At 66.9% G+C, this 14,483-nt stretch carries 1 protein-coding gene (cut by a window edge); it reads right to left on the bottom strand.

Annotation, left to right across the window (positions count from 1 at the left end):
- Positions 1–14,483: the 5' portion of a non-ribosomal peptide synthetase gene (locus AU185_RS21735; RefSeq protein WP_082684019.1), read on the bottom strand. Its footprint begins 5,053 nt before the window's first position; 14,483 of the gene's 19,536 nt are visible here — the first part of the coding sequence; it begins with the start codon at positions 14,481–14,483; its stop codon lies beyond the left edge, outside the window.

Here is a 14,483-nt window from a genome sequence, read left to right as displayed (position 1 = left end):
GGCACCGGCGGCCGGGGCCGATCCGTAACCAGCGAAACCACCTCGGGCAGATCGGCCAACTCCTTCTGCCAGTACGCCAACTGCCCAGCGATCACGCTGTGGGGATCGGTCTCGACTCCGAGCCACTCCTGTTGCCACAGTGTGTAATCCACGTATTGCACCGGTAGCGGCGCCCAACTCGGGGCCATGCCTTGGCGCCGCGCCCGGTACGCCTCCCCGACATCGCGGACCATCGGCGCCATCGACCAGCCGTCGAAAGCGATGTGGTGCAACACAATTCCCACCACATATTGCTCCTGCCCGACCGCATAGATCTGCGCACGAATCGGAATCTCGCCGGCCAGGTCGAACCGGTATCCGGCAAGTGTCGCCAACTCCGTGACCACGTCCTGCTCGGACACCGACTCCACCGCCGCGCCTCCGCGCCGCCACATTCCGGCTTCCGCGGGCAGCACCTGCTGCGACGGCACCCCGCTGACGTCCGGAAAGACCGTGCGCAGCGATTCATGGCGGGCAAGCACGTCATCGAGGGCCGCCTCGAGCGCCTCGACGTCGAGCGGACCGTTGATCCGGAAGGCGATCGGCATGTTGTAGGTCGCCACCCCGCCCTCGAACCGGTTGAGGAACCACAACCGGCTCTGGGCATACGACAACGGCACCACGGCCGGCCGGTTCATCGGAACCAACGGCTGGCGGCGACCCGAACCCTCGCCGATATGCGGGGCCAACTTGGACACCGTCGGAGCGTCGAACAAGGTGCGCACTCCGAGGTCGACGTCAAGGCCCGTGTTGATCGCGGCGACCAGTCGCATCGCCGACACCGAATCCCCACCCAGATCGAAGAAGGAGTCATCGACGCCGACCCGCTCCAAGCCGAGCACTTGTGCGTAGATGCCGGCCAGGATCTCCTCGACCGCGGTGTTGGGGGCGCGGTAGCCGTCTACCTCGCAGTAGTCGGGCGCCGGCAGCGCGCGCTTGTCGAGTTTTCCGTTGACGGTGACCGGCAGCACGTCGATGACCACCACCGCGGCCGGCACCATGTAGCCCGGCAGCCGCTCGGCCAGCGCCGCGCGCGCCTCGGCCGGATCGGCGGTGCCGGTGATGTAACCGACCAGGCGCTTGTCGCCGGGGCGGTCCTCGCGGGCGATGACGACGGCCTGCTCCACTCCGTCCAAAGCGCTTAGCGCGGCTTGGATTTCGCCGAGCTCGATGCGGTAGCCCCGGATCTTGACTTGCTCGTCGGCGCGGCCGAAGTACTGCAGCTGGCCGTCAGGACCCCAGCACACCAGGTCGCCGGTGCGGTACATGCGCGCGCCCGGCGTCTCGAACGGGCACGCCACAAACCGCGACGCGGTCAGCCCGGCCCGGCGCCAATAGCCAACCCCGACGCCACGGCCAGCCAGGTACAGCTCGCCGATCACGCCGGCCGGAACCGGACGCATCCACTTGTCCATCACGAAGAAGGCAGCACCGGTCACCGGCGAGCCGATGGGCGGCGCCCCCGACCCCGGCGCCAGCGGCGCACTCTTGGACGCCCACATCGTGGTTTCGGTCGGGCCGTAAACGTTGACCATCACCCGGCCGGGCGCCCACCGGTCCACCAGCTCAGCCGGACACGGCTCGGCGCCGATCACCAACGCCGCCGAATTCAGACCTTCCGGTGAGAGGAGGCCCACCGCAGACGGGGTCTGGGTGAGCACGCTGACCTTTTCGGTGACCAACAGAGCGTGGAAGTCCTCGGGGGATCGCGCCACCGAATCGGGGACCACGACCAGCCGGCCGCCGTGCAGCAGCGCACCCCAGATCTCCCACACCGAGAAGTCGAAGGCATAGGAATGGAACTGCGTCCACACCTGCCCCGGCGCCAATTCGAAACCGACGTCGAGCGCATCGAACAGCTGGGTGACGTTGTGTTGAGTGACCGCCACCCCCTTCGGTGTGCCGGTGGTACCCGAGGTGTAGATGATGTGAGCGACGTCGTCGGTGGCCGGCGCCGGCAACGGCGTGCACGGGTACTCCTCGATGCACGGATCGTCCACGTCGATCACCACCACGTCGAATCCGTCGAGCCGCTCGGCGAATTCAGCGGTGGTGACGGCGGCCCTCGGCGCGGCGTCGGAGACCATGAACTCGATTCGGGCCGCCGGCACCGCCGGATCGATCGGCAGATAGGCCGCCCCGGTCTTGAGCACACCCAGGATCGCCACGATTGCCTCGGCCGAGCGGGGGAACATGAGCGCCACCGACTCGCCGGATCCCACGCCCTGCTCGGCCAGCAGATGCGCCAGCCGGTTCGACGACTCGTCGAGAGCGCGATAGGTCCACGAGCCGTCTCCGCACACCAGCGCCACCACCTCGGGCGCGCGCGCCACTTGTGCGGCGAACAACTCCGCAATCGACACCGGCGTCGCAGGCTGCGCCAACACCGCACGGTTGCCCCACCGGTCCAGCTGCGCCCGCTCGTCGGCGTCCAGCACGTCGACCGAAGACAACGGGCGTGCGGGGTCGGCGGTCATCGCCGCTAACACCCGGCGCAGCCGGCCGACCAGTGTCTCGATGCTGGCGGTGTCGAACACATCGGTGCGGAACTCCACCGTGCCGCTGATCCCGGCGGGCTCGCCGGCCTCGGTCCAGCATTCGGCCAGCGAGAACGCCAAATCCACTCGGGCCGTGCGGGTGTCGACCGGAACCGGAGCGACCTGTACGTCACCCAAGGCGAGATCGGCCACGGGATCACCGGCGAAGTTCTGCCACGCCAACATCACCTGCACCAGCGGGTGATGGTTGAGGCTGCGGGTGGGGTTGAGCCGCTCGACGAGCACCTCGAAGGGCACGTCCTGGTGCTCGTAGGCGCCCAGGGCGCGCTGTTGCACCTGTGCCAAGAGCTCGGAGACGGTGGGGTCCCCGGCCAAGTCGACCCGCAACACCAGGGTGTTGACGAAGAAACCCACCAGCGGGTCGAGTGCCGGGTCGCGCCGTCCGGCGATCGGGAAGCCCACGGCCACATCGGAACTCGCGCTGATCTCGGCCAGCAGCACCGCCAGGGCGGCCTGCACCACCATGAAGCTGGTCGCGTTGTGCTCGCGGGCCACGCGAGCCACCTGCTGCTGCACGTCGGCCGGCCAGTCCACGGCCACGGTGGCTCCGCGGAAATCGGCCACCGGCGGATAAGGCCGGTCGGTGGGTAGCTCCAGCCGCTCGGGCAGCCCCGCCAGCGCCTGTTCCCAATACGCGAGCTGCACGGCGATGGGGCTCTCGGCATCCTCGAGATCACCCAGATGCTGGCGCTGCCACAGCGTGTAATCGACGTACTGCACCGCCAACGGCGCCCAATCCGGGCGTTGCCCGGCACACCGGCTGGCGTACGCGACCCCCAGATCAGCCACCAGCGGGCTGATCGACGAGCCGTCGGCGGCGACGTGATGCACCACCGCCGCCAGCACATGCTCTTCGGCGGCGACGCGGAAAAGCGTTGCCCGTAGCGGAATTTCGGTGGTCAGGTCGAACGCGTAGAACGCCACCTCATCGATGGCCTGATTCAGCCTGTCCGCCGACCAGTCTCGCGCATCAACGACGTCCCAACCGAAGTCCGCCCGTTCGGGAGGCACCAACAACTGCTGAGGCACACCGTCGACCACCGCGAACACCGTGCGCAGCGTCTCCTGGCGTTCCACCACATCGGCCAGCGCAGCGCCCAGCGCGTCGGCGTCAAGCTGTCCGGCCAGCCGCAACGCCACAGGCATGTTGTAAACCGTTGAGGGCCCCTGCAACTGCTCGAGGAACCACAAGCGCTGCTGAGCGAACGACAATGGCACGGTGGCCGGCCGCTCGACGGCGAACAGGGGCGGAAGCCCGGCTGAACCTTCCTCGATACGCGGCGCCAGATGAGCCACGGTGGGCGCGTCGAACAGAGTGCGCACGGCAACGTCGACGTCCAGCGCGGTGTTGATCGCGGCGATGACCCGCATCGCTGACAGTGAGTCCCCGCCGAGGTCGAAGAACGAATCGTCGACACCGACGCGCTCGAGCCCGAGCACCTGGGCGTAGATGCCGGTCAGTATTTCCTCGACTGCAGTGGCCGGGGCACGGAAGCCATCGACATCGCTGTAGTCGGGTGCCGGCAGCGCGCGCTTGTCGAGTTTGCCGTTGACGGTCAGCGGCAGCGTCTCGATCACCATCACCGTCGCCGGCACCATGTAGGCCGGGAGCCGCTCGGAGAGCTCGGTGCGGAGAAGCGCGGGGTCGGCGGTGCCCGTCACGTAGCCGACCAAGCGCTTGTCGCCCGGACGGTCTTCGCGGGCAATGACGACGGCCTGTTCTACCCCGCTCAGCCCGGCCAAGACGGCCTGGATTTCACCGAGCTCGATGCGGTAGCCGCGGATCTTGACCTGTTCGTCGGCGCGGCCCAGATAGCGCAGCTGTCCGTCGGCGCCCCATCGCACCAGGTCCCCGGTGCGATACATCCTTTGCCCTGGGGCGCCCGCGCCTCCGAACGGGCACGCCACGAACCGCGACGCGGTCAACCCGGCCCGGCGCACGTACCCGACACCCACGCCGCGACCGGCCACATACAACTCGCCGACCACCCCGGCCGGCACTGGCCGCAATCTGGCGTCGAGCACGAACAACGCCGCGCCGGGCACCGGGAGACCGATCGGCACGTCGCCCGACCCCGCGACCATCGGAGCGCTGATCGTGGCATACACCGTGGTCTCGGTGGGGCCGTAGCCGTTGATCATCACCCGGCCGGGCGCCCAACGATCCACCACCTCAGCCGGGCACGGTTCGGCGGCGATCATCAATGCCGCCGAATCCAGTCCCTGCGGGGACAACATTCCGACCGCCGAGGGCGTTTGACTCAGCACGGTCACCTGTTCGGCGACCAGCACTGCATGCAGATCCTGCGGCGAGCGGGTCACCTCCTCTGGTATCACGACCAGCCGCCCGCCGTGCAGCAGCGCACCCCAGATCTCCCACACCGAGTAGTCGAAAGCATAGGAGTGACACTGGGTCCAGACCTGCTTTGGGCCCATGTCGACACCGACATTGAGCCCGTCGAACAGCCGGGTCACGTTGTGGTGGGTGACCGCCACCCCCTTCGGCGTGCCGGTGGTACCCGAGGTGTAGATGACGTGAGCGACGTCCTCGGCAGCCGGCGCAGGCAGACCCGTCGACGGATAGCTGTCGATGCGGGGATCCTCGACATCGACCACCGTCAGACCAAAACCCTCCAGGCGCTGGGCCAAGCCCGTGGAGGTGACCGCGGCCACCGGCGCCGCATCGCCGAGCATGAAACGCATCCGCGCGTCCGGCACAGCCGGATCGATCGGCTGATACGCCGCCCCGGTTTTCAGCACACCCAGAATCGCCACGATCGCCGCCGCCGAGCGGTGAAACAGCACCGCCACACACTCACCCGGGCCGGCCCCCTCACCAACGAGCAAATGCGCCAACCGATTCGACGCCTCGTCAAGATCGCGATACGTCAGTGACACCTGGCCACAGCGCAGCGCCACCGCCTCCGGGGCGCGGGCCACCTGCTCAGCGAACAACACCGGAATCGACACTTCGGTCGCCGGCCGGGCCAACACCGCCCGGTGACCGATCTCGTCCAACAACGCGTGCTCTGCGGCATCGAGCACATCCACCGACGACAACGACCGGTTCGGGTCGGCGGTGATCGCCGCCAGCACCCGCTCCAATCGGTCGACGAGCTCCTCAATGCTGTCGGTGTCGAACACGTCGGTGCGGAACTCCACCATCCCCGAGATCCCGGCGGGCTCACCAGCCTCGGTCCAACGTTCGGCCAACGAAAACACCAAATCCATACGAGCGGTATGCGTGTCCACCGGCAGCGGGAACGCCTGCACATCACCCAAACTGAGATCGGCCGCGGAACCGCTTGTGTTCCAGGGAAGGTTCTGCCAGGTCAACATCACTTGCACCAACGGGTGATGGGTCAAGCTGCGGGCGGGATTGAGCCGATCCACCAGCACCTCGAACGGCACATCCCGGTGCTCGTAGGCGGACAGGCCACGCTGACGGACCTGCGCCAGTAATTCGGAGACGGTCGGGTCTCCGGCCAGATCGACCCGCAGCACCAGTGTGTTGACGAAGAACCCCACCAGCTCATCGAGCGCCCGATCACCACGACCGGCGACCGCGATTCCCACGGCCACATCAGAACTCGCGCTGATCTCAGCCAGCAGCACCGCCAAGGCGGCCTGCACAACCATGAAGCTGGTCGCGTTGTGCTCGCGAGCCACCCGGGCGACCTGCTGCTGCAACGCGGCCGGCCAGTCCACCGACACACTGGCCCCGCGGTAATCGGCCACCGGCGGGTAGGGCCGGTCAGTGGGTAACTCCAGCCGCTCAGGCAGCCCCGCCAACGCCTGTTCCCAATACTCGACCTGCGCTGCGATGGGGCTCTCGGCATCCTCGAGATCACCCAGTTGCTCACGCTGCCACAGCGTGTAATCGACGTACTGCACCGCCAACGGCGCCCAATCCGGGCGTTGCCCAGCACACCGGCTGGCATACGCGACCCCCAGATCAGCCACCAGCGGAGCGATCGACCAGCCGTCCGCAGCGATATGGTGCACCACCGCCACCAACACATGCTCATCCTCAGCAACGCGGAAAAGCCTTGCCCGCAACGGAATCTCAATGGTGAGATCGAAGCTGTGGCGGGCTACCGCGCCGACCGCCTCGCGCAGCCGGGCCTTCGACCAGTCACCCGCATCGACGACCTGCCAGCCGAAATCGGCCTGCTCGGGGGACAACACCACTTGCGCAGGTATGCCCTCGTCCGCCGCGAACACGGTGCGCAGGCTTTCGTGCCGGCCCACCACATCGGCCAGCGCCGCCCCCAGCGCGTCGACGTCGAGTTGTCCGGCCAGCTGCAACGCCACCGCCATGTTGTAAATCGGCGACGGCCCCTGCAACTGGTCCAGGAACCACAATCGGCTCTGGGCGAACGACAACGGCACCCGCTGCGGGCGCGGCATCGCCTGCAACGGCGCGCGAACGGTGCCGCTGGGCTGCCGGTGTAGACGGTCGGCCAGGTCTTCGACGGTGGGCGCATCGAAGAGGGTGCGCACCGGCACTTCCCTGCCCAACGCCGATGACAGGCGAGCGCTGACCCGAATGGCGACCAGCGAATCACCACCCAAGGCGAAGAAGTCGTCGTCCAGCCCCACTTGGTCCACGCCCAAGACCTCGGCGAAGGTGGCAGCGACGATCTCCTCGGTCTCGGTCTGCGGAGCCCGGAAAGGTGATGCGGCAATGAGCGGTTCGGGCAGCGCCTTACGGTCGATCTTGCCCGACGAGGTCATGGGAAATTCGTCGAGCACCACCAACTGGCTCGGCACCATGTAATCGGGCAAGCGCGCGCTCACCCATTGGCGCACCGCGCTGATCTTGGTGTTGGTGTGGGGGTCGTTGGCATAGGTGCTGGGGTGGCCGACTCGCGGAGGGGGCAGGTACACACCCGTCAACACGGCGGTTTGTCCGGCCGCAGGGGGGATGGCGAAGACGGCGTCGAGGGTGCCGGGTTGCGCACCCCAGGTGACCACGACGTGGTATCCGGTGGTCTCCCCGAGACGGTAGAGCTGCTCGGGGACAACAGCCTCGGCGGTGCTGCTTTGGGCCACGGCATCGGCTACGGACAAGCCGTCGGCCAAGGCTCGTTCGATCAGAACGTCGCTGATCAGGCCGGCGCGCGGAATCGCGTTGATCCGCACCGTGTCTGGGCGCTGCGACATCAGTGCGGCGTGCAGCCCGCTCAGGCCTTCGTAAGCGGTCCACTCCCAGGTGGGTGCGTCGGCCACCGACCGCACTGAGGTGGGAGTCTTGTGTACGACGACGTCGTAGCGGTAGCGAGTCAACTCGTTGTCGGCTGATCCGGCTTTGACTTGAATGTCGAGCCCCGCCACCGAGGCGTGTTCGGCGGCCCAGCTGACGAAAAACTCTGGAGACAACAGCAATTCAGGCTCGCCCAGCATCGCTCGGGCAACCCGTTGGCGGAGCTCGGCGGTATCGGCGTTCGCGGCGTTGGGAGTGTGGGCCAGCACGACGCCGGTTTGGAACGCGCTCTGCAAGCTGTAATTGCGGACGTCACCGATGAACAACACCCCGCCCGGGGCCAGCAGATCTACCGCGGTGTCGATGACCTGGGCCAGGTATCCGGCGCTGGGGAAGTACTGGATGACCGAGTTGATGACGATCGTGTCGAAATAACCCTGCGGCAGTGCCCCGGTGAGGTGAGCGGGCTGGGTCAGCAGCGTGACCCGATCACCCCATGGCTGCCCCGCCACCGCCGCTTGCAGCTTGCGGATCGTCGGCGCGGAAAAGTCTGTGCCCCAATACTCCTCACACGCCAGGGCGATCTGGGACAACACCAGACCCGAACCGGTGCCGATCTCCAGCACCCGCCGCGGCGCCAACGCCATGACCCGGTCTACGGTGCCCGATTGCCACTGCTCCATCTCCGCGAGCGGTATCGGTTCGTCGGTGTAGCTGCTGTTCCAGCCGCGGAAATCGCTGCCGAACTCCGACACCTCGATCTGCGCGTCGTACAGCTCGTCGTAGATGTGCTGCCACTGGTCGACCGTCTCGGTCTCGTCATCGGCGGCAGTAGCCTGGTCGAGGCTCACGTAGGCCACCAAGTGCGAGCCGTTGTCGCCGTGGTGCAAGCTCACCGCCGCCCGAGTCACCTGGGGGCAGGCCAGCAAAGTGTTCTCGATCTCGCCGAGCTCCAACCGCTGCCCGCGCAACTTGACCTGGGTGTCGGCGCGGCCAAGGTAATCCAGCGCGCCAGTCTCCGTCCAGCGCACCAGATCCCCGGTGCGATACATCCGCTCCCCTGCCGGTCCGTAGGCGTTGGCGACGAACCGTTCCGCGGTCAACCCCGCCCGGCCCACATAGCCGCGTGCGACTGCCGGCCCGCCGAGATACAACTCGCCGACCACCCCGACGGGTGCCGGGTTGAGCCGTGCATCGAGCACCAGCGCGCACACTCCGGGGATCGGCGCGCCGATGCGCACCGGTTGTCCCGCCGACAGCGCAGCGTAGGTGGCCCAGATGGTCGCCTCCGTCGGGCCGTAAGCGTTGAACATGCGGCGCCCGGGCGCCCAGGCGGCGACCGTTTCGGACGGGCAGGCCTCCCCGCCGGTGACCAACGTGTCCAGTCCACCGATACGGGCCGGATCGAGCGTCGCCAGGACGGTCGGAGTCAGCAATGCCGCATCGACCCGCTGAGCCGACAGCACCGCGGTCAACGCTTCTCCGGCATAGGCGTCGCGACCGGCCACCACCAACGTCGCCCGCGACCCCACCGCCCACAACCACTCGAACATCGAGGCGTCGAAAGTCGGTGCGGCGACCATCAGCACCCGCTCGCCGACGCCCACTTTGAACAGCTCGCGATGGGCTGCTGCCACGATCGGCAGACCGGCGTGACGCACCGCCACCCCCTTCGGCACCCCGGTCGAGCCCGACGTGAAGATCACGTAAGCGGCGTTGTCGATGTGCAGCCCAGCCAGTCGATCGGCGTCGGTGATCGGCTCCGCGCTGTGTCGCGAGAGGTCCAGAGCGTCCACCCGCAGCACTGGGCGCGGTCCGGCCCCGGCCAAAGTGTCCGTCCCACAAGTCAACACGCACAGCGCGTCCACAGCGTCCAGCACCGTCGCGATGCGCTCCACCGGATGGGCGGTATCCACAGGCACATACACGCCGCCGGCCTTGAGCACCGCCCACCACGCCACGACCATTTCCGCACACCGGTCCATCGCCACGCCCACGGCGCGCTCCGGGCCCACCCCCGCCTCGATCAACTCCCGCGCCAACCGGGTCGACCATCCATCCAGCTCGCGATACGACAGCTCCCGCGCACCGTCGATGACGGCCAACGTGTCCGGGGCGGCGGCCACCGCCGTGGTCAACAGCTGCGTCGTCATCTCCGCCGGTGCGTCCACCTGGCCGCCCGACCACTCCGTCAGCACCCGGTCACGTTCACCGCGATCAAGCAACGCCACGTCGCCGATCACGACCGAGGAGTCGACGACCACCGCCTCGATCACCCGGCCGAACCAGCCGACCATCCGCTCGATCGTGGCCCGGTCGTACAGGTCGGTGGCATAGGTGACAACCCCGGCGGCCATCGGCGCACGTGGATCATCGCCGGCCACCTCACTGATTTGGATGTCGAGGTCGAACTTGGCGGTGCGGGTATCGAGGCCGGCCGGCTCAACGCTGACCCCGTCGAGCGCCATCTCGGGCAGCACGTTGTTCTGGAAGGCCATAGCGACTTGGAACAGCGGATGATGCGAGGCGGAGCGCACCGGGTTGAGTTGCTCGACCAGCAACTCGAACGGCACATCCTGGTTGCTGTAGGCATCGAGTGCTTTGTGGCGCACCCGCGCCAGGACCTCATCGAAGTGATCTTGAGGGGCCATCCCGACCCGCAACACCCACGTGTTGACGAAGAAGCCGACCAGATCATGAAGCGCGGCGTCGGACCGTCCGGCGATCGGGGTACCCAACACCAGGTCGTCGCCGGCCCCGACTCGGTGCAACACCACCGCCATGACCGCCTGCAACACCATCGAGGGTGTCGCATTGTGTGCTGCCGCAACCGCCTTGACGCCCGCCCACAGCTGCGGTTGGATGGCCAACTCCACGCCGTCACCGCGGTAACTGGGCACCGGCGGGCGAGGCCGATCCGCCGGCAGCGTTACCACCTCGGGCAGATCGGCGAGTTCCTGGCGCCAGTAGGCCAACTGCGCGACGATCACACTGTCCGGATCGGCCTCGTCACCGAGCCAATCCTGTTGCCAGAGCGTGTAATCGGCATATTGAACGGCAAGCGGCGGCCAGCCGGCGGCCCGGCCCTGCCTGCGCGCCCGATACGCCTCGGCCACATCCCGCACCATCGGAGCCAGCGACCAACCGTCAAAAGCAATGTGGTGCACCACAATTCCGAGGACATACTGCTCGCGGCCCGTCGCATAGAGCTGCGCACGAATCGGGATCTCCGCGGCCAGATCGAAGCGGTATCCCGCCAACGCCGCCAACTCGACGGCCACCTGCGACTCCGGCAGCGACACCACCGCCGGTCCCCCGCGCCGCCACGACCCCGCTTCGGCAGGCAGCACCCGCTGGAACGGCTCACCGTCGACATCGGGGAAGACGGTGCGCAGCGCTTCATGCCGCGAAATCACGTCATCAAGCGCGGCGTCCAGCGCCTCCACGTCAAGCGCTCCACTGATCCGCAACGCCGTGGGCATGTTGTAGGTCGCTGCCCCACCCTCGAAGCGGTTGAGAAACCACAACCGGCTCTGCGCATAGGACAACGGCACCACTGACGGTCGCTCGACCGGCACCAGCGGCTCACGCCGGTCGCCTTCCTCGGTTACCCGAAGAGCCAGCTGTGCCACTGTCGGCGCGTCGAACACTGCGCGCACCCCGAGGTGCGCACCCAGGCCGGTGTTGATCCTGGCAACCAGGCGCATTGCCAGAATGCTGTCCCCACCCAGGTCGAAGAATGACTGGTCGACCCCGACGCGCTCCAGCCCCAGTACCTCGCCGTAGATGCCGACCAGGATTTCCTCGGTCGGGGTCGCCGGGGCTCGGTACTCACCGGCGGTCCACTCCGGTGCCGGCAGCGCACGCCTGTCGAGTTTGCCGTTGACCGTCAACGGCAGCACGTCGAGAACAACGATGGCCGCGGGCACCATGTAAGCCGGCAGCCGCTCGCCCAACACGGCGCGGATCTGGCCAGGATCGACTGTGCCATCCGATGTTTCAGTGACATATCCGACTAGACGTTTGTCACCGGGACGATCCTCGCGCACGACGACCACCGCTTGCGCCACCCCGCCTAGCCCCGCCAAAACTGCCTGAATTTCGCCGAGTTCGATGCGGTAGCCGCGGATCTTGACCTGCTCATCGGCGCGGCCCAGGTATTGCAGTTGCCCGTCAGTGCCCCAACGCACCAGATCGCCGGTGCGATACATCCGTTGTCCTGGCGTTCCCTCTCCTACGAACGGGCACGCGACAAACCGCGACCCCGTCAAACCTGGACGGCGCACATACCCAACCCCCACGCCACGGCCGGCCACGTACAACTCACCAACCACCCCGACCGGCACCGGACGCAACCACGCATCGAGCACAAACAACGCCGCTCCGGGCACAGGGGCGCCGATCGGCACCGCTCCTGGTCCCGCAGTCAACGGCACACTGATCGCCGAATACACCGTGGCCTCGGTAGGGCCGTAGGCGTTGATCATCACCCTGCCTGGCGCCCAGCGATCCACCAACTCTGCTGGGCAGGCCTCCCCCGCCACCACCAGGGCCGCCGATTCCAACCCCTCCGGCGATAACATTCCCACCGCAGATGGGGTCTGACACAGCACACTGACCTTCTCGGTCACCAACAACGCGTGGAAGTCGTCCGGCGAACTCGCCACCGACTCGGGCACCACAACCAGCCTCCCGCCGCCCAGCAGGGCGCCCCAGATCTCCCAGCCCGACACGTCGAAGGCGTACGAATGCCACTGCGACCACACCTGATCCGGTGCCACCAGCGCCCGATCCGCTGAGTGAAGCAACTGGGTGACGTTGTGGTGGGTGACCGCCACCCCCTTCGGGACACCGGTCGTGCCCGAGGTGTAGATCAGATACGCCACATCATCGGCCGAGGGCGCCGCCAACATGGCCGCCCCGCACCTGGCAAGGCGGGGATCGTCGACACGGACAACCGGCACCGTAAAACCATCCAGCCGCCCCGCCAAGCCCGCGGTCGTCACCGCCGCCACCGGCGCGGCATCGCCGAGCATGAACGCGATCCGCGCATCAGGGTGGCCCGGATCGATCGGCAGATAAGCGGCCCCGGTTTTCAATACCCCCAAGATCGCGATGATCGCCTCCGCACACCGCGAAAACAGCAGTGCCACACATTCACCCGGAGCCGCACCCAACCCGGCCAGCACATGCGCCAATCGATCCGCAGCCTCATCCAGTTCCTGATATGTCCAGGACCGCTCCCCACACACCAGCGCCACCACCTCAGGCGTGTGGGCCACCTGCGCAGAAAACAGCTCCGGAATAGAAACCCTGGCCACCGATTCGGCCAGCACCGCGCGATTCCCCCACCCATCCACCAAGACCTTTTCGGCGGTATCCAGCAGGTTGATCGACGAGAGCCGTCGCGTCGGTTCGGCGGTCATCGCCACCAACACCCGCTGCAGTTGCGCCGCAAGATCGGAGACGTCGAGATCGGCAAGCATTTGAGCGGCGCCCATCGTGCTCAGGAACAGCTCTTCACCGGCGCTGGAGAAGACCAACGCCAAACCGCCCACCACACCGGCATTGATCAGTGACGCCGATGCCGCGGCACCACCGAAGTCCAACGTGAACGAGGAGGGCAGGAAGTTGACGCTGACACTCTCGGCGAGCTGACCTGCGCCGCGGGAGTGCGTTCTGCGCTCGAGTGCTTGCGCTGGAAACCGCTGATGCTGCAACGCTTCCCTGATGCGCGCGTCGACATGCTCGCAGAGAACGGCGACGGAGGACTCCGGCGACACCGTCAACACCAGCGGCACAACGCCGGCCATCATCCCGGGAAGCGTCTTCGACTGCGGGCTCACCCGCCTGCTGACCGGAAAGTCGAGCACCACCTCTGAGCTCTCGGCACACCACGCACGCACCAGCAGCGCACACGCCGCGGTGATAACCGCTGTCTGAGGCACATCCCACGAGTCCGACAACTGTCGAACTCTGCGAAGGATCGCGGGGTCCAACCGCACGGGCGCGGACGGCCAATACGAACCATCGGTCGCGCCTTGGGACAACCGGTAGCTCGGTCCTGCTTCCTGCGGAAGGTTCTTGCTCCAGTAAGCGTGGTCTAGTTGGTAGTCGTTGGACGCTTCGTATTCCGACTCGCACTCGACGAGATCCGCCAAGGAGCCGAACAGCGCAGAAGGAATGGGGGCGCCGGAGACAACTGCGGAGTAGACGGACGCGATCCGTTGGCCGACCAGCGCGATACCGGACCCGTCAAGGACGATGTGGTGGCAGCACCCAAAGAAGTAATACTCATTGGGCCGGGTCTTGAATAACGCGAATTTGAAGAGTGGCCCATTGAACGACATGGGGGTGGACTGAATCGAAGATGCGAGCTTGTGCGCTTCCTGCGCAGGTTGCGCTGAGTCGCTTAGGTCGTGGAAAGCCAGTTCGACGTCCGGGTAGTCGATCGGTTTTTGGAAAACCTGGCCGTCGACTTCAAAGAATGCCGCTCTCAGAGGCTCCGCTTCGCGCACCACCAAGCGGATCGCCCATTCGAGGGCATCGTGTTCTACCGCCCCCTCGATTCGAACGAATAGCCCAAGTTGCCACTCCGCACCGAAGTGAGCCGTTTCGTGCCCGAGCCAAATATCTAACTGCCCGCGCGTTATCGGCAGCAACCGGTCATCAAGCTCCAT

Origin of the sequence: Mycobacterium sp. GA-0227b, from assembly GCF_001499855.1 — a bacterium.
Classification (GTDB): Bacteria; Actinomycetota; Actinomycetes; order Mycobacteriales; family Mycobacteriaceae; genus Mycobacterium.
The sequence above is the reverse complement of the archived record's forward strand: the minus strand, read 5'-3'. Positions and strand labels throughout refer to the sequence as shown.